20 protein-coding genes are annotated in these 20865 nt (G+C 70.6%); 14 read left to right on the forward strand and 6 right to left on the reverse strand.

The genetic code is table 11. From position 1 onward, the window contains the following. Positions 1-68: 68 nt before the first annotated feature. The 13 genes from nuoG to MKK53_RS17690 all read left to right on the forward strand — a co-directional run bounded on the left by nuoG (position 69) and on the right by MKK53_RS17690 (position 15058). On the forward strand, positions 69-2150 hold the full coding sequence (gene nuoG, locus MKK53_RS17630; RefSeq protein WP_243930014.1) for an NADH-quinone oxidoreductase subunit NuoG: 2082 nt from the start codon (positions 69-71) through the stop codon (positions 2148-2150). A 9-nt stretch (positions 2151-2159) separates the two neighbouring features. Then, positions 2160-3182 carry an NADH-quinone oxidoreductase subunit NuoH gene (gene nuoH, locus MKK53_RS17635; protein WP_243930015.1) on the forward strand — a complete coding sequence of 341 codons (1023 nt, stop codon included), beginning with the start codon at positions 2160-2162 and terminating at the stop codon, positions 3180-3182. A 25-nt stretch (positions 3183-3207) separates the two neighbouring features. Further along, positions 3208-3696: an NADH-quinone oxidoreductase subunit NuoI gene (gene nuoI / locus MKK53_RS17640; RefSeq protein ID WP_243930016.1), complete on the forward strand. Its 489-nt coding sequence runs from the start codon at positions 3208-3210 to the stop codon at positions 3694-3696. Positions 3697-3838: 142 nt separating this feature from the next. Then, entirely contained in the window at positions 3839-4459 is a 621-nt protein-coding gene (locus MKK53_RS17645; RefSeq protein WP_243930017.1) for an NADH-quinone oxidoreductase subunit J, read from the forward strand. A gap of 22 nt (positions 4460-4481) precedes the next feature. After that, complete coding sequence (gene nuoK, locus MKK53_RS17650) at positions 4482-4787, forward strand: NADH-quinone oxidoreductase subunit NuoK (protein WP_010686008.1); 306 nt, start codon at positions 4482-4484, stop codon at positions 4785-4787. 61 nt (positions 4788-4848) lie between these two features. Further along, the gene (gene nuoL / locus MKK53_RS17655) at positions 4849-6951 is read left to right on the forward strand and encodes an NADH-quinone oxidoreductase subunit L (RefSeq protein WP_243930018.1); all 2103 of its coding nucleotides are present in this window, start codon (positions 4849-4851) and stop codon (positions 6949-6951) included. A gap of 211 nt (positions 6952-7162) precedes the next feature. Beyond that, a complete protein-coding gene (locus MKK53_RS17660) occupies positions 7163-8683 on the forward strand; it encodes an NADH-quinone oxidoreductase subunit M (protein ID WP_243930019.1) in 1521 nt (506 codons plus the stop codon). Positions 8684-8693: 10 nt separating this feature from the next. Beyond that, complete coding sequence (nuoN, locus tag MKK53_RS17665; protein ID WP_243930020.1) at positions 8694-10139, forward strand: NADH-quinone oxidoreductase subunit NuoN; 1446 nt, start codon at positions 8694-8696, stop codon at positions 10137-10139. A gap of 2 nt (positions 10140-10141) precedes the next feature. Further along, positions 10142-10945, forward strand: a complete 804-nt coding sequence (locus MKK53_RS17670; RefSeq protein ID WP_243930021.1) for a biotin--[acetyl-CoA-carboxylase] ligase — start codon at positions 10142-10144, stop codon at positions 10943-10945. A 16-nt stretch (positions 10946-10961) separates the two neighbouring features. Further along, the gene (locus MKK53_RS17675) at positions 10962-12635 is read left to right on the forward strand and encodes a ribonuclease J (protein ID WP_243930022.1); all 1674 of its coding nucleotides are present in this window, start codon (positions 10962-10964) and stop codon (positions 12633-12635) included. Positions 12636-12841: 206 nt separating this feature from the next. Continuing rightward, positions 12842-13246, forward strand: a complete 405-nt coding sequence (gene mce / locus MKK53_RS17680; protein ID WP_243930023.1) for a methylmalonyl-CoA epimerase — start codon at positions 12842-12844, stop codon at positions 13244-13246. 64 nt (positions 13247-13310) lie between these two features. Next, entirely contained in the window at positions 13311-13646 is a 336-nt protein-coding gene (locus tag MKK53_RS17685) for a DUF1467 family protein (RefSeq protein ID WP_243930024.1), read from the forward strand. Positions 13647-13834: 188 nt separating this feature from the next. Beyond that, positions 13835-15058, forward strand: coding sequence for a sugar MFS transporter (locus MKK53_RS17690; protein ID WP_243930025.1), 1224 nt, complete (start codon positions 13835-13837; stop codon positions 15056-15058). Positions 15059-15086: 28 nt separating this feature from the next. Here MKK53_RS17690 and nudC read toward each other — a convergent pair whose 3' ends face one another. From nudC to MKK53_RS17715, 5 genes are all read right to left on the reverse strand, one after another. Beyond that, entirely contained in the window at positions 15087-15989 is a 903-nt protein-coding gene (gene nudC / locus MKK53_RS17695) for an NAD(+) diphosphatase (RefSeq protein WP_243930026.1), read from the reverse strand. Between the two features lie 4 nt (positions 15990-15993). Then, complete coding sequence (locus MKK53_RS17700; RefSeq protein WP_243930027.1) at positions 15994-16413, reverse strand: HIT domain-containing protein; 420 nt, start codon at positions 16411-16413, stop codon at positions 15994-15996. 42 nt (positions 16414-16455) lie between these two features. After that, the gene (locus MKK53_RS17705) at positions 16456-17055 is read right to left on the reverse strand and encodes a hypothetical protein (RefSeq protein WP_243930028.1); all 600 of its coding nucleotides are present in this window, start codon (positions 17053-17055) and stop codon (positions 16456-16458) included. A gap of 74 nt (positions 17056-17129) precedes the next feature. Then, a complete protein-coding gene (locus MKK53_RS17710; protein WP_243930029.1) occupies positions 17130-17993 on the reverse strand; it encodes a universal stress protein in 864 nt (287 codons plus the stop codon). A gap of 45 nt (positions 17994-18038) precedes the next feature. Next, positions 18039-19178 carry an acyltransferase family protein gene (locus tag MKK53_RS17715; RefSeq protein WP_243930030.1) on the reverse strand — a complete coding sequence of 380 codons (1140 nt, stop codon included), beginning with the start codon at positions 19176-19178 and terminating at the stop codon, positions 18039-18041. Between the two features lie 203 nt (positions 19179-19381). Here MKK53_RS17715 and MKK53_RS17720 point away from each other — a divergent pair, with 203 nt between their 5' ends. Continuing rightward, positions 19382-20086 carry a DUF4142 domain-containing protein gene (locus MKK53_RS17720; protein ID WP_243930031.1) on the forward strand — a complete coding sequence of 235 codons (705 nt, stop codon included), beginning with the start codon at positions 19382-19384 and terminating at the stop codon, positions 20084-20086. Positions 20087-20175: 89 nt separating this feature from the next. On the opposite strand, the gene MKK53_RS17725 is transcribed toward MKK53_RS17720, so the two are convergent. Continuing rightward, positions 20176-20841: a carbonic anhydrase gene (locus MKK53_RS17725; protein ID WP_243930032.1), complete on the reverse strand. Its 666-nt coding sequence runs from the start codon at positions 20839-20841 to the stop codon at positions 20176-20178. Between the last annotated feature and the right edge of the window lie 24 nt (positions 20842-20865).

Genomic DNA, 20865 nt, shown 5'->3' on the forward strand with positions numbered 1-20865 from the left:
AATGACGATAGCGGGTTTCAGGGACTTTCCGGTCTTTCCGCGTTCGTGCCAGATTTCGAGACGTTCCGATGACCAAAATCCTCGTCGACGGCACCGAGGTCGATGTCCCGGCCGACTACACCCTGCTCCAGGCGTGCGAGATCGCGGGGGCCGAGATCCCGCGCTTCTGCTTCCACGAGCGGCTGTCGATCGCCGGCAACTGCCGCATGTGCCTCGTGGAGCTGAAGGGCGCCCCGAAGCCGGTGGCGAGCTGCGCCTACGCGGTGAAGGATTGCCGGCCCGGCCCGAACGGCGAGCCGCCGGAGGTGCTGACGCGCTCGGGGCTGACCAAGAAGGCCCGCGAGGGGGTGATGGAGTTCCTCCTCATCAACCACCCGCTCGATTGCCCGATCTGCGACCAGGGCGGCCATTGCGACCTGCAGGACCAGGCGATGGCCTACGGGGTCGATTCGACCCGGTACCAGGAGAACAAGCGCGCGGTCGAGGAGAAGCATATCGGCCCGCTGGTGCGGACGGCGATGAACCGCTGCATCCACTGCACCCGCTGCGTGCGCTTCCTGGCGGAGGTGGCCGGCGTGCCGGACCTCGGCGCCATCGGCCGCGGCGAGGACATGGAGATCACGAGCTACCTCGAACAGTCGATGGCCTCGGAGCTTCAGGGCAACGTGGCCGACCTGTGCCCGGTGGGCGCCCTGGTCCACAAGCCGCAGAGCTACAACGTCCGCCCGTGGGAGCTGTCCAAGACCGAATCGGTCGACGTGATGGACGCCGTGGGCTCGGCGATCCGCATCGACACCCGGGGCCGCGAGGTCATGCAGATCGAGCCGCGGGTCAACGAGGACATCAACGAGGAGTGGATCTCCGACAAGACCCGCCACGTCGTGGACGGGCTGCGGATGCAGCGCCTCGACCGGCCGTACCTGCGCGAGAACGGCCGCCTGCGCCCGGCCTCCTGGGGTGAGGCGTTCCAGGCCATCGCCGCCCGGGTGAAGGGCACCGACCCGAAGCGCATCGGCGCCATCGTCGGCGACCTCGCCGCGGTGGAGGAGACCTTCGCGCTGCGTGAACTCATCCGCAGCCTCGGCTCGCCCAACCTCGATTGCCGCCAGACCGGCGCGGGGCTCGATCCGGCGCTCGGCCGGGCGAGCTACCTGTTCAACCCCACCGTCGCGGGCATCGAGGCGGCGGACGCGATCCTGATCGTGGGCGCCAACCCGCGCACCGAGGCGTCGCTGTTGAACGTCCGCATCCGCAAGCGCTGGCGGATGGCGCCGCTGGCGGTGGGCGTGATCGGCGAGGCCATCGACCTGACCTACCCGAGCCACAACCTCGGCGCCGGCTTCGAATCGCTGGCGGCGCTGGCCCGGGGCGAGCACAGCTTCCTGGAGACCCTGAAGGCGGCGCAGGCGCCCCTCGTCATCGTCGGGGCGCATGTCGAGCCGGGGGTGCTGGCGGCGGCGGCCAAGCTGGCGCAGGAGATCGGCGCCCTCGACGGGGGCCGCCCGGGCTTCGGCGTGCTGCACCATGCGGCGGGCCGCGTCGGCGCCCTGGATCTCGGCTTCGTGCCGGGGGAGGGCGGCCTGACCTTCGGGCAGATGATCGCCGCGGGCGGGGTGGACGTGCTGTTCAACCTCGGGGCGGACGAGTGTGACGTCGCGCCGGGCGCCTTCGTGGTTTACCAGGGCACCCACGGCGACAAGGGCGCGTCCCGGGCGGACGTGATCCTGCCGGGCGCCGCCTACACCGAGAAGAACGCCACCTACGTGAACCTGGAGGGCCGGGTGCAGGTGGCCAACCGGGCGGGCTTCCCGCCGGGCGACGCCCGCGAGGATTGGGCGATCCTGCGCGCCCTGTCGGATGGGCTCGGCAAGCGCCTGCCGTTCGATTCGCTGATCGCGCTCCGCAAGGCGCTCTACGCCGCGCACCCGCATTTCGCGGGCGTCGATTCGGTGGAGACCGGCGACGTGGCCGGCGCCGTCGCGGCGCTCATCGGGCGCGGCGGCGAGACTGGGGGCGGCGGATTCGTCTCGCCCGTCGGCGATTTCTACCTCACGAACCCGATCGCCCGCGCCTCGCGGGTGCTGGCGGAGTGCTCGCGGCTCGCCCGTGCGCGCGCCGCCGAGCCTCAGCCCCTCGCGGCGGCCGAGTAGGAGAGCCCGATGACGCCCCTGGAAATGCTTGGGACCGTGCTCCTGATCGCGCTCAAGAGCTTCGTGCTCCTGGCCGCGCTCCTCGTGTTCATCGCCTACGCCCTGCTGGCCGACCGGAAGATCTGGGCGGCGGTGCAGCTGCGCCGGGGGCCGAACGTGGTCGGCCCCTACGGGCTGTTTCAGTCCTTCGCCGACCTTCTGAAGTTCGTGCTCAAGGAGCCGGTGATCCCGGCGGGCGCCAACAAGGTGATCTTCCTGCTGGCGCCGCTGGTCTTCGCCATGCTCGCCCTGTCGAGCTGGGCGGTGATGCCGATCGCCGACGGCTGGGCGATCGCCGACATCAACGTCGGCATCACCTACATCTTCGCGATCTCGTCGCTCGGCGTCTACGGCGTCATCATGGGCGGCTGGGCGTCGAACTCGAAATACGCCTTCCTCGGGGCCCTGCGCTCGGCGGCGCAGATGATCTCCTACGAGGTGTCCCTGGGCTTCGTGATCATCTGCGTGCTGATGTGCGCAGGCTCGCTCAACCTCACGCGGATCGTGGCGGCGCAGGATACCAGCCTCGGCCTGCTGGGCTGGTACTGGCTGTGGCTGTTCCCGATGTTCGTGGTGTTCTTCATTTCGGCGCTGGCCGAGACGAACCGCCCGCCTTTCGACCTGCCGGAGGCCGAATCGGAGCTCGTGGCGGGATACATGGTCGAGTACTCCTCGACGCCCTACCTGCTGTTCATGCTCGGCGAGTACGTCGCCATCATGAGCATGTGCGCGCTCGGCACCGTGCTGTTCCTGGGCGGCTGGCTCTCGCCGATCCCGTTCGCGCCCTTCACCTGGGTGCCGGGGGTGATCTGGTTCATCCTGAAGGCGAGCTTCCTGTTCTTCCTGTTCGCGATGGTGAAATCCATCGTGCCGCGCTACCGCTACGACCAGCTCATGCGTCTCGGCTGGAAAGTCTTTCTGCCCATTTCACTCGTCTCGGTGGTGGTCGTGGCCTTCGTGTTGAAGCTCACCGGCCTGGCCCCTGGCGCGTGATCCCACGACATTCGGAGATCCGGGCATGAAGCTCGATCACATCGCCAGAAGCCTTCTCCTGAAGGAGTTCGTGTCCGGGATGATCCTCGGCATGCGCTACTTCTTCAAGCCGAAGGCGACGATCAACTATCCCTTCGAGATGGGCCATCGCGGGCCGCGCTTCCGGGGGGAGCATGCCCTGCGGCGCTACCCCAACGGCGAGGAGCGCTGCATCGCCTGCAAGCTCTGCGAAGCGATCTGCCCGGCCCAGGCCATCACCATCGAGGCGGGCCCGCGCCGCAACGACGGCACGCGCCGCACCACGCGCTACGACATCGACATGGTGAAGTGCATCTATTGCGGCATGTGCCAGGAGGCCTGCCCGGTGGATGCCATCGTCGAGGGGCCGAACTTCGAGTTCTCGACCGAGACCCGGGAGGAGCTTCTGTACGACAAGCAGAAGCTGCTGCTGAACGGCGACCGGTGGGAACGGGAGATCGCCCGCAACATCGCCATGGATGCGCCCTACCGCTGAGAGGCATGCACGCCGCTCGGTTGCCGCATCGCGGCAACACCGTTGTGCCGGCCCTGGCCGGGTTCTATAGACGGGCCGCCTGTGGCGGCTTGACGCCACCGAGGCAGAAGGGGCCGCGCGAGCGGCCGGACGCACGAAGCGCATGACCGCAGCCGCCGCCTTCTTCTACCTGTTCGCGAGCATCGCCGTCGCGTCGGGCTTCATGGTGATCGCCTCCCGCAATCCCGTGGCCTCGGTGCTGTTCCTGATTCTCGCCTTCGTGAACGCGGCGGGGCTCTTCGTCCTGATGGGCGCCGAGTTCCTGGCGATGATCCTCGTGGTCGTCTACGTCGGCGCCGTCGCCGTGCTGTTCCTGTTCGTCGTGATGATGCTCGACGTGGACTTCGCCGAGCTGCGCCAGGGCTTCCAGCAATATCTGCCGATCGGCGCGCTGATCGGCGCGATCTTCCTGATCGAGTTGCTGCTGGTGGTCGGCTCCTGGACGATCGATCCGGGCCTCGTGCAGGCGCCGCTGGGCAACGTGGCGAGCGCCGAGAACGTCACCAACGCCCAGGCGCTGGGCCGGGTGATCTATACGGACTACGCGTACTTCTTCCAGATCGCCGGCCTCATCCTCCTCGTGGCGATGATCGGCGCGATCGTGCTGACGCTGCGGGACCGGCCCGGCGTCAAGCGCCAGAACATCGCGGTGCAGAACGCCCGCACCCAGGCCACCGCCGTGGAGACCCGCAAGGTGCCCTCCCGGCAGGGCGTGGAAGTCTGATGCCCGCCGGAGGTGTGACACGATGATCGGCCTGAGCCACTATCTCACCGTCGCGGCGATCCTGTTCACGCTCGGCGTGCTCGGCATCTTCATCAACCGCAAGAACATCATCGTCATCCTGATGTCGGTCGAGCTGATCCTGCTCTCGGTCAACATCAACCTCGTGGCCTTCTCGACGCAGCTGAACGACATCACCGGCCAGGTTTTCGCCCTGTTCGTGCTGACGGTCGCGGCGGCCGAATCGGCCATCGGCCTCGCCATCCTGGTGGTGTTCTTCCGCAACCGCGGATCGATCGCGGTCGAGGACGTGAGCATGATGAAGGGCTGACCGGCCCTCCGTCGTCTCCCAACCCGCCCCGCCCGACGCGAAGACGGACAGCCTTCCCCCGATGTACCACGCGATCGTCTTCTTCCCGCTCATCGGCGCCCTGGTCGCCGGCCTGTTCGGGCGCTTCCTCGGCGCGCGGGCCTGCGAGTACGTCACCACGGCGTTCCTCGCCTTCACCGCCCTGCTGTCCTGGGGGGTGTTCCTCGACGGCGGCCCGGAGGTGCGGGTGCAGGTGGCCTCGTGGTTCACCGCCGGCGACCTGACGGTGGATTGGGCCTTCCGCATCGACACGCTGACGCGGGTGATGCTGGTGGTGGTGACCTCGGTCTCGACCCTCGTGCACCTCTACTCCATCGGCTACATGCACGAGGATCCGCACCGGCCGCGCTTCTTCGCGTACCTGTCGCTGTTCACCTTCGCCATGCTGATGCTGGTGACGGCGGACAACCTGGTGCAGATGTTCTTCGGCTGGGAGGGCGTCGGCCTCGCCTCCTACCTGCTGATCGGCTTCTGGTACGAGAAGCCCTCGGCCAACGCCGCGGCGATGAAGGCGTTCATCGTCAACCGCGTCGGCGATTTCGGCTTCTCGCTGGGTATCTTCCTCGTCTTCGTGCTGTTCGGCTCGGTGGCGTTCGACGGGATCTTCCCGAAGATCGACACGGTGAAGGAGGCCTCGTTCCATTTCCTCGGCCATGACTGGAACGCCCTGACGCTGGCCTGCCTGCTCCTGTTCATGGGGGCCATGGGCAAGTCGGCGCAGTTCCTGCTCCACACGTGGCTGCCGGACGCCATGGAGGGCCCGACCCCGGTCTCGGCGCTGATCCACGCGGCGACGATGGTGACGGCGGGCGTGTTCATGGTCGCCCGGCTGTCGCCCCTGTTCGAGGTCGCGCCCGACGCGCTGATCGTCGTGACCGTGATCGGCGGCATCACCGCCTTCTTCGCGGCCACCGTCGGCCTCGTGCAGAACGACATCAAGCGGGTGATCGCCTACTCGACCTGCTCGCAGCTCGGCTACATGTTCGTCGCCCTCGGCGTCGGCGCCTATTCGGCCGCCGTGTTCCACCTGTTCACCCACGCCTTCTTCAAGGCGCTGCTGTTCCTCGGGGCCGGCTCGGTCATCCACGCGATGCACCACGAGCAGGACATGCGGAACATGGGGGCCCTGCGCCGCTACATTCCCTTCACCTGCGCGATGATGGCGATCGGCTCCCTCGCGCTGATCGGCTTCCCGTTCACCGCCGGCTACTACTCGAAGGACGCGATCATCGAGGCGGCCTACGCCTCCAGCCGGCCGGGCCACACCCTGGCCTTCCTGTCCACGGTGATCGCCGCCTTCTTCACCTCGTTCTATTCCTGGCGCCTGTTCTTCATGACCTTCGAGGGGCCGGCCCGCTGGGGTGCCCACGCGGCGCACGACCACCCCGCGGCCCCCGCCGTCGCCCACTCGGCGATGGCCCACGAGGCGGACGGCGCGCCGGGCCATACCGAGGGCGCGGCCCACGACGACAAGGGCCACGATGCCGAGCCGGCCCACCGCAGCGACCTCGTGGCCGACGACCACCACGGCCATGGGCACGACCTGCACCCGCACGAGAGCCCGCTGGTGATGACGGTGCCGCTGGCGATCCTCGCCTTCGGCGCCCTGTTCGCCGGCCTGATCTTCAAGAACCGCTTCATCGGCGAGGGCATGGACGCCTTCTGGGGCCAAGCCCTGGCGCATGGCCCGGACAACCACATCATGCACGAGATCCACGAGGTCCCGGCGCTGGTGTCCCTGTCGCCCTTCATCATGCTGGTGCTGGGCTTCGTCGTCGCCTTCTGCATGTACATCAAGCAGCCGAAGCTGCCCGGCGCCCTGGCCGCCCAGCAGCCGGGCCTGTACCGCTTCCTGCTGAACAAGTGGTACTTCGACGAGATCTACGACGCGATCTTCGTGCGTCCGGCCAAGAAGTTCGGCCTGTTCCTCTGGAAGGAGGGTGACGGCCGGATCATCGACGGGATGGGCCCGAACGGCATCGCCGCCCGGGTGGTCGACGTGACCCGCGGCGTGGTCCGCCTCCAGACGGGCTACCTCTACCACTACGCCTTCGTCATGCTCATCGGCGTCGCCGGCCTGATCAGCTGGTACCTGATGACCGGCTTTCCGAAGGGCGGCCACTGATGGGCGCGGTCAGCACCACGGCCTTCTCCCTCGCCCCCCTGCGGGGGAGGGGCGGCCCGACGCGTCCTGACGGGGCTGTCGGCGCGACCTTTCCGGCCACCGGGCTCCCCTCTCCCGACCCTCGCTCACGCGAGGGCCACCCTCCCCCGCAGAGGGGGGAGGGAGGTGCGGCGTATGCCGGGTCGCAGACCGTAGACAGGAACGTTCATTGATGCTCGGCCTCGGCATCCTCTCCGGTCTGCTGATCGTGCCCCTGTGCGGGGCGGCCTTCATCCTCACGCTGAACGGCGATGAGGCGGCGGTCGCGCGCAACAGCCGCTGGGCGGCGCTGGCGACCACGATCGTCACCTTCGTGCTCTCCCTGGTGGCGTGGTCGCGCTACGATGCCACCTCGTCGAGCTTCCAGCTCGTGGAGAGCCACGGGTGGCTCGCCGAGACCATCCGCTTCAAGCTCGGCGTCGATGGCTTCTCGATGCCGCTGGTGCTGCTGACCACCTTCCTGATGCCGTTCTGCATCGGCGCCTCGTGGAACTCGATCCGCTTCCGCGTGAAGGAATACTTCGTCGCCTTCCTGGTCCTCGAGACCACGATGATCGGCGTGTTCCAGGCGCTCGACCTCGTGCTGTTCTACCTGTTCTTCGAGGCAGGCCTGATCCCGATGTTCCTGATCATCGGGATCTGGGGCGGCCAGCGCCGGGTCTACGCCAGCTTCAAGTTCTTCCTCTACACCCTGCTCGGCTCGGTGCTGATGCTGCTCGCCGTGATGGCGATGTACTGGGAGGCCGGCACCACCGACATCCCGACCCTGCTGCAGCACCGCTTCCCGGCGGAGATGCAATGGTGGCTGTGGCTCGCCTTCTTCGCCTCGTTCGCGGTGAAGATGCCGATGTGGCCGGTCCACACGTGGCTGCCCGACGCGCACGTGGAGGCGCCCACCGCCGGCTCGGTGATCCTGGCGGGCATCCTCCTGAAGATGGGCGGCTACGGCCTCATCCGGATCTCCCTGCCGATGCTGCCGGTGGCGAGCCAGGAATTCGCCCCGCTGGTCTTCGCCCTCTCGGTGGTGGCGATCATCTTCACGTCGCTGACGGCGATGATGCAGACCGACATCAAGAAGCTCATCGCCTACTCGTCGGTGGCGCATATGGGCTTCGTGACGCTCGGCCTGTTCACCCTGAACGAGCAGGGCATCCAGGGCGCCCTGTTCCTGATGATCTCGCACGGCATCGTGGCGAGCGCGCTGTTCCTCTGCGTCGGCGTGGTCTACGACCGGATCCACACCCGCGAGATCGCGGCCTATGGCGGCCTCGTGAAGCGCATGCCGCTCTACGCGGCGGCGATGATGGTGTTCACCATGGCCAATGTCGGCCTGCCGGGCACGTCAGGCTTCGTCGGCGAGTTCCTGTCGATGATGGGGGCCTTCCGGGCCAACCCGATGGTGGCCTTCTTCTCGACCTTCGGCATCATCCTCTCGGCCGGCTACGCCCTGTGGCTCTACGCCCGGGTGATCTACGGGAAGCTGGAGAAGCCCAAGCTCCAGGGCATCCTCGACCTCGACACCCGCGAGAAGCTCATCCTCGCCCCCCTCGTCGCCCTGACGATCTATTACGGCGTGCATCCCGCACCCGTGCTCGACGTGTTCGCGCCCTCCACCGAGGCGCTGATGACGGGCATGAAGGCCGCGCTCGCCAACACCCAGACCGCGGCGGCTGCGCTGCCGGTCCCGCGCTGAGGCCGTCCCGATGCCGCCCGTCCACGCCGCCCTCCCGTCCCTCGCGCCGCTCCTGCCGGAGCTGATCCTCAGCATCGGCGTGCTGGTGCTGATCCTCTACGGCGCATGGCTGGGCGAACGCTCCACCGAGACCGTGAGCCTCGGCGCCCTGGTGCTGCTGCTCGTCGCCCTCTTCGCGGTGCTGTCGCAGCCGGCCCACGGCCGGGTCACCACCCTGTCGGGCGCCTTCGTGTCGGATTCCTTCTCGAAGGTGATGAAGTCCCTGGTGCTGCTCGGCTCCGCGGCGGCGATCCTCCTCTCCCACGACTTCTTCAAGCGGGAGAAGATCGACCGGTTCGAGTACCCGGTGCTCATCGTGCTGTGCACGATCGGCATGATGGTGATGGTGTCGGCCAACGACCTCATCGCCCTGTATCTCGGCCTGGAGCTCCAGTCCCTGGCCGCCTACGTGATCGCCGCCTTCCACCGGGACGACGCGCGCTCCACCGAGGCCGGCCTGAAGTACTTCGTGCTCGGCGCCCTCTCCTCCGGCATGCTGCTCTACGGCGCGTCGTTGATCTACGGCTTCACCGGCACGGTCTCGTTCCCGGGGATCGTCACCGCCCTGAACGACCAGGCCGGGGCGGGCATCGTGCTCGGCATCGTGTTCGTGGCGGCGGGCGTGTGCTTCAAGATGTCGGCGGTGCCGTTCCACATGTGGACGCCCGACGTGTACGAGGGCTCGCCCACCCCGGTGACGGCCTTCTTCGCCGCGGCGCCGAAGATGGCGGCGGTGTCGATGACGGTGCGGGTGTTCATCGGCGCCCTGCCGGACGTGACGGCGATCTGGCAGCAGATCTTCGTGTTCGTCTCCATCGTCTCGATGGCGCTCGGCTCCTTCGCCGCCATCGGCCAGCGCTCGATCAAGCGCCTGATGGCCTATTCCTCGATCGCCAACATCGGCTACGCGCTGATCGGCCTCGCCTCGGGCTCGCAGGAGGGGATCGAGGGCCTCGTGCTCTACATGATCATCTACCTCGCGATGACGCTCGGCACCTTCGCGATCATCCTCAGCCTGCGCCGCCGGGACGTGATGTTCGAGTCGATCGAGGACCTCTCGGGCCTGTCGCGGACCCACCCGTGGCTGGCCTTCTGCCTCGCGGCGATGATGTTCTCGCTCGCCGGCATCCCGCCGCTGGCCGGGTTCTTCGCGAAGTTCTACGTGTTCGCGGCGGCGATCAAGGCGGGCCTCGTGACGCTCGCGGTGATCGGCGTGGTGACCAGCGTGGTCGGCGCCTACTACTACCTGCGCGTCGTGCGGATCATGTATTTCGACGAGCCGAAGGAGCGCTACGACGCCATGGCGCCGGGGCTGCGGGTGGTGCTCGCCCTGTCGAGCATCGTCGTGATCCTGTTCGTCGTGATGCCGGACCCCCTCCGGGTCGCCGCCGCGAACGCGGCCAAGTCGCTCTTCTAGGATTGGCCTACCGTCTCGGTCAGGCGGCGCGGATGGCGGGGCATCGGCTCCACGTCCACGACCGCCTCGGATCCACCAACACCGAAGCCCTGGAGCGGGCGCGGGCCGGCGAGGGCGGGCCGCTCTGGGTCGTGGCGCACCGGCAGGAGGCGGGGCGCGGCCGCCGGGGCAACGCCTGGGCCTCGCTCCCCGGCAACCTGACGGCCAGCGTCCTCTGGCCGGTCGCCGGGGTGGCGCCGGAGCATCTGGCCGAACTCGGCTTCGTGGCGGGGGTGGCGCTGGCGGGGGCGGTGGAGGCGGCCTGCGGCACCCTGCCGGGCTGGGATCGGGCCGATCCGGCCCGATCTGTTCGGCTGAAATGGCCGAACGACCTGTTGCTCGGCGGGGCCAAGCTCGCGGGGCTGCTGCTCGAGGCCGAGACGCTGCCTGGGGGCCGGCGGGCGGTGGTGATCGGCTTCGGGGTCAACGTCGCGGCGGCGCCGGAGGGCCTGAGGGCGACGAGCCTCGCCGCGGCGGGTTACGTCGGCGGCCCGGAAGCGTTACTGGAGCATCTCTCCGACCATCTGGCGGCGCAGGGGCGCACCTGGGGCGGAGGAACGGAATTTGCCCGCATCCGCGCGCTGTGGCTCGCGCGGGCCGCCGGTCTCGGCTCCGAGATCGCGGTGGCGAGCGGGGAACGGGTCCTCCGGGGCCGGTTCGACACGATCGACGAGGGGGGGCGGCTCGTGATCCTCGGCCCCGACGATGCCCGGCATGTCGTGACTGCCGGGGAGGTGCATTTTGGAACGGCCGCGACGGCGGCCTGAGTTTGGACGACGACAGATGGCAATGGGACAGGAGGAGCTCGTCTTCCTGCCGCTCGGCGGCGTGGGCGAGATCGGGATGAATGCGGCCCTGTACGGCTTCGGGCCGGTGAAGGGCCGCAAATGGATCATGGTCGATTGCGGGATGGGCTTCGCGGGGGAGGAGGCGATGCCCGGCATCGACCTCATGTTCCCGGACCTCTCCTTCATCGAGGAACGCCGGAAGGACCTTCTCGGCATCTTCATCACCCACGCGCACGAGGACCACATCGGCGCGATCTCGGAGCTGTGGACGCGCCTGCGCGTGCCGGTCTACGCCACACGGTTCGCCAAGAACCTGCTGGAGACCCGGCGCCTCTCGGAGCCGGGCGCCCCGAAGGTGGAGCTGCGCGAGGTCAAGCCCGGCCGGCGGCAGACGATCGGTCCGTTCGAGATCGAGTTCGTGCCGGTGGCCCACTCGATCCCCGAATCGAACGCGGTGGCGATCCGCACGGCGGCGGGCCTCGTGGTCCATACCGGCGACTGGAAGCTCGACCCGACGCCGGTGGCCGGCAACGTCACCTCGCCGGAGGCGTTCATGGCGCTGGGTGACGAGGGCATCCTCGCCCTCGTCTGCGATTCCACCAACGTGGTGCGCGAGGGCTTCTCGCCGAGCGAGACCGAGGTCGCCGCCACCCTCAAGACGCTGATCGCCGAGGCGCCCCACCGGGTGGCCGTGACGACCTTCGCCTCCAACGTGGCCCGCATCCGCGCCGTGGCCGAGGCGGCCCAGGCCTGCGGCCGGGAGGTCATCGCCGTCGGCCGGGCCATGGACCGGGTGATCGATGTCGCCCGGGAATGCGGCTACCTCGACGGCCTGCCGGAGTTCCGCCGGTCGGATTCGTGGAAGAGCATCCCCCGCGACAAGGTGGTGGCCCTTCTCACCGGGTCGCAGGGCGAGCCGCGGGCGGCCATGTCGCGGGTCTCCCGCCGCGACCATCCCGATATCAGCCTGGCCGAGGGCGACCGGGTGATCTTCTCCTCGCGGGCGATCCCCGGCAACGAGCGGGACGTCGGCGCCATCATCAACGACCTGATCGATCAGGGCGTCCAGGTCATCACCGACCGGACCGAGCTGGTCCACGTCTCCGGCCACCCCCGCCGGGACGAGATGGTCGAGATGTACAAGTGGACCCGGCCGCAGACGGCGATCCCCGTCCACGGCGAGCCGCTCCACCTCGACGAGCACGCCCGCTTCGCCCGCGCCCAGGGCGTCGGCAACGTGGTCAAGGCGCGCAACGGCACCCTGGTGCGCCTGTCCCCCGGCACGCCGGCGGTGATCGAGCACGTCAAGGCCGGGCGCCTGTACAAGGACGGCCACGTCCTGATCGACGACAAGGACCGGGCGATCCCCGAGCGCCGGAAGCTGATGCAGGCCGGGCTCGTCTCGGTGGCCATCGCCATCGACGAGGACGGCGTGGTGCTGGGCGAGCCGGCGGTGGACATCATCGGCCTGCCCAACCGCGGCCGGGGCGGCGAGGCGCTGATCGACACCGTGGTCGATGCCGTCTCGACGACCCTGGCGGGCCTGTCCCGCGGCAAGCTCAAGGATTCCGAGGGCGTCGAGAAGAGCGTGGACCGGGCCGTGCGGCAGGCGGTCAACGAGGTCTGGGGGAAGAAGCCCGCCTGCCACGTGCAGGTGGTGGAGGTGTAAGCTACGGTCCGCCACGGGCGGGCAGGGCTCATCCCCTCCGTCCCCTCATCCTGAGGTGCCCGCCCCTGCGGGCCACGAAGGAGGGCTCCGGGGTCCGCGCGGCCACCGGAGGTCTCCTCCGAGGCGGCTCGCGCCGCACCTCAGGATGGGGGCGCCGGATGGGACACCTGAGCCCGCGAAGGTCTGACACAGGGAGGACGAGAAGAATGATCGGCCGGCTCAACCATGTGGCCATCGCGGTGCGCGATCTCGATGCCGCCTGCGCGGTCTACCGGGACACGCTGGGCGCCAAGGTGTCCGAGGCGCTGCCGCAGCCGGAGCACGGCGTCACCGTCGTGTTCGTGGAACTGCCCAACAGCAAGGTCGAGCTGATGGCGCCCCTCGGAGAGGGCTCGCCGATCGAGGCCTTCGTGGAGCGCAACCCCAACGGCGGCGTCCACCACGTCTGCTACGAGGTGGACGACATCCTCGCCGCCCGGGACAAGCTGAAGGCGCAGGGCGCCCGGGTGCTCGGCACGGGCGAGCCGAAGATCGGCGCCCACGGCAAGCCGGTGCTGTTCCTGCACCCCAAGGACTTCCTGGGCACGCTGGTGGAGCTGGAGCAGGTATGATGCCGGTGCGGGTCGGGGCTCCCCTGCCGTCGTCGCGGGTGCGCCCAAACGACGACGGTGTGAGATGACCCGCCTGATGCGGGTGTTCGGGCGCTCGACGCCCGCCACCCTCGCGGCCGTCGTGCTCCTCGTCGCGGTCTTCGTCGCGGCGGGGGTGAGCCTGTTCCGGCTGAGCGTCGGCGGCGGGGTCGCCCTCTACTTCGTCATCTGGTGGACGCTGCTCTTCGCGATCCTGCCGATCCGCAACCAGGCGGAGACCCGGCCCGAGCACATCGTGCCGGGGCAGGATCTCGGGGCGCCCGCCGCCCCGCGGCTGCGGGAGAAGGCGATCTGGACGACCCTGCTCACGGGCTTCGTCTTCCTCGGCGCCCTCGCGGTCTTCCCCCTGGCGGGGCTGTGACCGCGCCGCTTTGACACCGCTTCTCCGGGCGTCGACAACGCTCGGATCGGTCGCGCACCCCGGGAAGCCGGGGGTGGGGGAGGCAACGGATGGTCGCTCTCGGGGGCACGCCGGCTGACGGTGCCACGCGGCGCGCAGGGGGCCCGGCCTCGGCGACGGCTTCCGGGGCGGGCTGGATCCTGCCCTTCATGCTGGCCTTGTTCTTCACCTGGGGCCTCGCGACCGTCCTCGTCGACATCATCACGCCCAAGCTGAAGAGCCTGTTCTCCCTGAGCTACGCCGAGGCGACGCTCACCCAGTTCTGCTTCTTCCTCGCCTATGCGGTGATCTCCCTGCCGGCCGGGGCGGTGGTGGCGCGGATCGGCTACATCCGCGGGTTGGTGCTCGGGCTGCTGGTCATGGCGCTCGGCGGCGTGCTGTTCACCCCGGCCGCGAAGATCGGCCTCTATCCCCTGTTCCTGGCGGCGCTTTTCGTGATGGCTTCGGGCATCGCCGTGCTGCAGGTGGCCGCCAACCCGCTGGTCACCGGCCTCGGGCCGCCGGAGAGCGCGCCGAGCCGGCTGACCCTGGCCCAGACCTTCAACTCCCTCGGCACCACGGTCGGGCCGGCGGTGGGGGCCTGGGCGATCCTGTCCCGGGGGCCGGAGGTCCCGGCCGATCCCGCCAGCCTCTCCCCGGAGGCCCTGGCCGCCATCCGGCAGGCGCAGGCCGCGGTGCTGCAGACGCCGTTCCTCGTCATCGCGGGCGGGCTCGCCGGGCTCGCGGCCCTGTTCTGGTGCCTGCGCCGCTGGCTCCCGGAGGATGGCGGATCGGCCGAGGCCAAGGGGATCGGGCTCGACCTTCTGGCCCGGCCGCGGCTGGCCCTCGGGGCCCTGGCGATCTTCCTCTATGTCGGCGCGGAGGTGTCCATCGGCACGCTGATGGTGAGCTACCTCGCGCAGAGGCAGGTCCTGGCGGCGAGCCCCGAGACCGCCGGGCATCTGCTGAGCGTCTACTGGGGCGGCGCCCTGGCGGGGCGGATCGTCGGCAGCGTCGCCCTGCGCCGGGTGAGGGGCGGGGCGGCGCTCGCCGCCTGCGCACTGGCGGCCGGCCTCCTCGCCGCCCTCTCCGCGCTGACCGGGGGGACGATCTCCGGCTGGAGCCTCCTGGCGGTGGGCCTCGCCAACTCGATCATGTTCCCGACGATCTTCGCCATGGCGATCGAAGGCCTGGGGCCCCGCATGGCGCAGGGGGCGGGGATCGTCTGCGTCGCCATCGTCGGCGGGGCGGTGGTTCCGGTGATCACCGGGGCGCTGGCGGACCGGATCGGCCTCCAGCCCGCCCTGATCGCCCCCATCGCCTGCTACGCCTGCGTGGCCGCCTTCGGGCTGGCGTCCCTGCGGGGTCCGAAGGCGGTCGGGGCGGCGGCCTGAGGAGCCGGCGGCGGGGGCGGGACGGGCGTCACCCCTCCACGAATTGCCGCATCAGCACGTGCGCGATCGCCATGGGCGGGGGCGAGAGGATGCCGTCCGGATGGGTCCCCTCGATCATCGCCGCCACCGCCGCCCGGTCGAACCAGCGGGCATCCTCCAGCTCGCTCGGGTCGGTGACGATCTCCCCGTCGAGGGCCTCGGCGACGCAGCCGAGCATCAGCGAGGAGGGGAACGGCCAGGGCTGCGAGGCCCGGTAGGACACCGCCCCGACGCGGATCCGCGTCTCCTCGAACACCTCCCGGCGCACGGCGTCCTCCATGGTCTCGCCGGGCTCGAGAAAGCCCGCGAGGCAGGAGTACATGTGCGGCCGGAAATGCGGGCCGCGGCCGAGCAGGCAGGTGTCGCCCCGGCGCACCAGCATGATCACCACCGGATCGACCCGCGGGAAGTGGTGGGCGTTGCAGGCCTTGCATTCCCGCCGGAAGCCCCCCGCCGCCGTGAAGGTCGGTGCGCCGCAATTGGCGCAGAAGCGGTGGCGGCCGTGCCAATCGAGCATCGACTTCGCCACCGCCAGCAGGCCCAGCTCCTCCGCCTCGACGGCCGATTCGGTGGCGATGCTGCGCAGGTCGAGGCTGCGGTCTCCGGCGGTCTCCAGGGTCGGCAGCTCGTCGGCCGGCACCGTGGCGGCGAAGGTGGGCCTTCCGTCCCACCGGCCGAGGAACACCGTCTCGGTCCGCCCCACGGCGAGGGGCAGCGCGGCGGCTGCGTCGAGGAGGGCGGTCCCGCCCCGCAGCACGAAGCGGTCGCCGCCGAGGAGGAGCAGGCGCGCCCCCGCCGCGTCGAGGGGCGGCACCGCCTCCTCCGGCTGCTCGGCCGAGTGCCGGTCGAGACGGTTGCGGGAAAAGCCCAGGGTGGCGAGGGGGTCGGTCATCGAATCAGGCCGCCGCGAAGAGGGAGCCGGCCCGCTCGGCGAGCTGGGCGCGGGCGTGGAGCGGGTAGGGGGTGCGGGTGCCGAAGCCCCAGACCGGACCGGGCCAGGCCGGATCCGAGCGGAACCGCCCGACGACGTGGACGTGGAGCTGGCTGACGACGTTGCCCAGCGCCGCGACGTTGACCTTGTCGGGCTTGGCCAGCGCCTGCATCACGCCCGAGGCGAGGCGGGTCTCCTGCCAGAGCATCGCCGCCTCGGGTTCGGGGAGGTCGGTGATCTCGCTCACGCCGGGCAGGCGGGGCACGAGGATCAACCAGGGAAAGCGCGCGTCGTCCATCAGCAGCACCCGCGACAGGGCGAGGTCGCCCAGATGCACGGTGTCGGCGGCCAGCCGCGGGTCGAGGTCGAATTCGGGAGCGGTCATCCCGTCTCTATAGCGCGGCCCGGCGGAGGCGACAGGGCACCCTCACAGGGTCGGCACGGTCCCCTGGCGGCCGACGATGACGGTGCCGGCATCGTGCGCCCCGTCCGGGTCGGCGTTGGTGAACACCGTCACGGCGGCACCCGGCACGAGCAGGGCCTTCTCGCCCGGCGCGACCTGCGTCACGGGGGTGTCGGGGGTGATCGCGAAGGCGCTGCGCTGGTCGCCGTAGGTCAGGGTGACCTGCCGGGTCCCGGTGCCGGTGAGGTCGGCGACCCAGCCGCCGGTGAGGGTGGCGCCGGGCTCCGTGTCCCAGGGCTGGCGGCCCGCCGCGAAGCCGCGCTCGGAGGGGGAATAGAGCGTGACGCTCTCCACCCGCGCGGCACCGGGCACGTCGATGACGGTGAGGTAGCTCTCCGGCTTGATGTCGCGCAGGCGGGCGCCGAGGGCGGCGTAGACCTGGGTCTTGGGGCCCATGTGCACCGTCACCGTGCTGCCGCCGGGGCGGACGATCCTCAGGTCGTCCCCGTCGCGGGATTCCACCGTGCCGCGGAACCGGTGCGTCGCAGGGTCGGGCTTGGCCGGCTGCGCCAGGGCGGGGGCCGCGGCGAGGAGGGCGACGAGGACGGGCAGCGTGCGGATCACGGGGTTCCTCCGGCCGGATAGGGGGGGTCCTGGCCGAACGTGGCCGTGGTGCGGGGGTTCCCGCGACGGGGGTTTCAGTGGGCCATCAGCACGGGCATGTCGGCCTGGGCCAGGACGTGGCTGGTGACGCCGCCGAAGATCATCTGGCGCAGGCGGCTCTGGGTGTAGGCGCCCTTGATGAGCAGGTCGCAGCCGAACTCCTTGGCCTCGGCCAGGAAGGTCTCGCCCGGCGCCCGGCGGCCCGCGGGCAGGGCCCGGTGCGAGGCGGACACGCCCTCGCAGGCGAGGGCCTGGGCGAGGTCCTGCGCGCTCGGCCCCGGCACCATGCCGCCCTCGACGCTCAGCACCAGCACCCGCGAGGCCCGGCGCAGGAAGGGCATGGCGAAGGCCACCGCCCGGGCCGTCTCGGTGGAGCCGTTCCAGGCCACCAGCACGGCCTCGCCGAGGCTGGTGGGGGGCGAGGGCGGGGCGAGGAGGATCGGCCGCCCGCTCTCGAACAGGGCCGTCTCGAAGGTGGTCATCCGCGGGGCGTTGTCCCCGGTCCCCGGGCGCCCGACCACCGTGGCCGAGAACAGGCGGGCATACTGGCCGAGGAAGGCGTCCCCGGTGGGCACGTCCTGCCGCCATCGGTAGCGCGGCCCGGCCTCCATCACCCGCTCGGGGTTGCACAGGCCGTCGCGCGGGTGGCGGGGGACGCCGGCCGCGTCCATGGCGGCGACGAAGCGCGAGCCCGCCTCCTCGGCCTCGGCGATGTCGGCCTCCTCGTCGCGCAGCCACGTCATGCCGCCCACCATGTCGACGGGCACGTACTCGGCAAGCGCGGGGCGCAGGGACACGCCCTCGATCAAGCTGCCGAACCGCGTCGCGGCGAGGCGGGTCGTCTCGAAGACGGAGGGCAGGCCGTCATGCATCGCCACGGGTACGAGCAGGGTCTTCATCGCGCCGGCCTCCGGGCCGCCTCTCGGGTCAGGTCGGGCCGGAGGCTAGCCGTCCTCGCCCCCCGTGGAAACCGGGCGGGCTTGCCCCCCCACACGGTTTTCGCGGGGGCCCAGCCACGCCCGCAGGCGCCGGGTCAGGGGCCGTTCCACGGCGCGGTGGACCGCGAACGCCGCGGCGATGGACAGGAGGGTCAGGGCGAGGAGGCTGCCCCAGGGGTGGAGCGGCCCGGCGAGGCCCGCGCGGGCCAGCGCCTCCCGCCCGGCCCGCAGGGCGAAGGGGTGGACGAGGTAGAGGGCGTAGGACGCGTCCCCCAGGCGGGCGAGGGCGCGCAGGGGCGCCGGGCAGGCCGCGAGCCCCGCCGGGCCGAGGCCCGGCCCCAGGGCCGCCCCGGCGACGAGGAGCAGCGCCGGGAGCCCGACGAGGAGCGGACGGGCGAATCCCGGCACCTCGCCCCCACCCCCGAGGTGCCGGGCGGCGAGCAGCAGCCCGGCGAAGCCGAGCCCGGCCAGGGCGAGCCGGGCGGGCGCGGGCAGGCGCAGGCCCGCCGTCCGGGCGAGGCCCAGGCCCGCGCCGAGGGCGAATTCGAGGACGATGGGATCCGCCCAGAAGGCGAGGGGCAGGGGCAGGCCGAGGACGGCGCCCAGGGCGACGAGGCCGCCGAGCCCGGCCCAGAGCCCCGCCACCGCACGGCGGAGCCCGAAGCCGAGCCCCAGGGCGAAGACGGCGTAGAAGGCCATCTCGTAGTTCAGCGTCCAGCCGAGCCCGTAGAGGGGCTGGACGCTGCCGTCCGGCCGGGCCGCCGGCCAGAACAGGAACGAGGCGGCGAGGTAGCCGGGCTCCCGGGCGAGCGCCCCCGCCTCGCCGAGCAGCCCCGGCGCGGCGAGGGCCAGGGCGAGGTAGGCGAAGCTCGTGAGCCAGTAGAGCGGCACCACCCGGGCGATCCGGTGGGCGAGGAAGCGCCCCCGCCCCCCCGGCACCCCGGCGAGGGGGCGGCTCGCCTGCACGATGACGAAGCCGGAGATCACGAAGAACAGGTCGACCCCCGCCCACCAGGGCAGGAGCGTCCCGGGCGGCAGGACGGCCCCGGCGCCCCGGTCGGCCAGCAGGCCGACCTCGTGCCGGCCGTGGTGCAACACCACCATCGCCGCCGCGACGGCACGCAGGATTTGGATGAAGACCAGCATCAGGCCAGTCTATCCCGCGTAAACGTTCTCCAATCTGCCGGCTTATGGGCGATTCTGTTCGGCGGCATCAGGAACTATCTCCGAAAAGCCCCGTTGACCTCACGAATCCGACGCCGGCTGGCGTCGCCAAGTGCCGTGGGATCGCGAGATCCGGCGCGGGCGACACCTGTCGCGTCAGTGTTCCCACTCGACGAGGTTTCTCGATGCTGAAGAATTACGTTGCCGCCTCCGCGATGGTGCTGGCCCTGTCCACGCCGGCCTTCGCGCAGATGAACGACTTCCGGATGGAGTCGATGCAGTCGAACGCCTTCGAGGTGCAGTCGGCGCAGATCGCCCTCCAAAAGTCCCGCAACGGTCAGGTCCGCTCCTACGCCAAGGATGCCCTGCGTGACCACCGGGCCGCGAACGTCGCCTTGGCCGGCGGCGCCAACGGTGCCATGGCGGCCCAGGACGGCGGCCCCATCGGCGGCCTGATCGGCGCCCCGCTGGCCGTGGCCGGCGGCGCGGTCGGCGCGGGCCTGGGTGCCGCGACGGGCGCCGTGGGCGGTACCCTGTCGGGCGGTCCGGTCGGCGGCCTGCAGGGTGTCGGCAACGGCGCGGCGCAGGGCGCGGCGACGGGCAGCCGCCTCGGCGGCGGGATGGTCGAGGACACCGGCGGCACGACGCTGGTCCCGCCGAACCCGCAGCAGCAGGCGATGCTCGCCGAGCTCTCCTCCACCCCGGCCGGCCCGCGGTTCGACCGGCTCTACGTGCAGCAGCAGGTGCAGTCGCACCAGATGGCCATCGGCATGACCCAGGCCTATGCCCAGGGCGGCCCGAATCCGGCCCTGCGCACCTACGCCCAGCAGGTGCTGCCCTCGCTCCAGGAGCATTACGGCATGCTCCAGCGGATGCCCGGCGCGATGTGATCTAGCCGCAAGGCTGACGGATGAGGGGTGGCGGGTCCGGAGGGACCCGCCACCCCTTTTTCATGGCCGCCCCGGAGGGCGGCCCGTGGTCAGTTGCAGACGAGGGAATCGGAGGGGCGGATCGCCCGGCCCTGGCCGTCGGCCGCCGGGGTGAAGTCACCGGTCTTGGGGTCGCGCACCAGCAGGATGCCGTTGGCCACGCCGAAATGCGCCCCGTGGATCTTCAGGCTGCCGGCCTCCACCCGCTCCTTCACGAAGGGGAAGCTGAGCAGGTTCTCCATGCTCTGGCTGACCATCGCGTGCTCCATGCGGGTCAGGTAGTCGGGGGCGCTCGAATCGCCGGCCTTGGCCTCGGCGGGCGCCACGAGCGACACCCACTTGCCGATGAAGTTGCCCGGCGAGAGCGGCTGGGCCTTGTTGGCGTAGGCCTTGATGCCACCGCAGGTGGCGTGGCCCAGCACCACGACGTGCTTCACCTCCAGGGCCTGCACCGCGAACTCGATGGCCGCCGAGGTGCCGTGGTAGTCGCCGTCGGTCTCGTAGACGGGCACGATGTTGGCCACGTTGCGGATCACGAACAGCTCGCCCGGCCCCGCGTCGAAGATCGCCTCCGGCGCCACGCGGCTGTCGCAGCAGCTGATCACCAGCACCTCCGGGGCCTGGCTCGTGGCCAGCTCCTTGAACCGGCGCCGCTCCTCGGGGAAGCGGCCGGACAGGAACGAGCGGTATCCGTCGGTGAGGTTCGTCGGGAACATGGTCTCTCCTTCTGGGGATGCGAC

Origin of the sequence: Methylobacterium sp. J-076 (assembly GCF_022829405.1) — a bacterium.
Classification (GTDB): Bacteria; Pseudomonadota; Alphaproteobacteria; order Rhizobiales; family Beijerinckiaceae; genus Methylobacterium.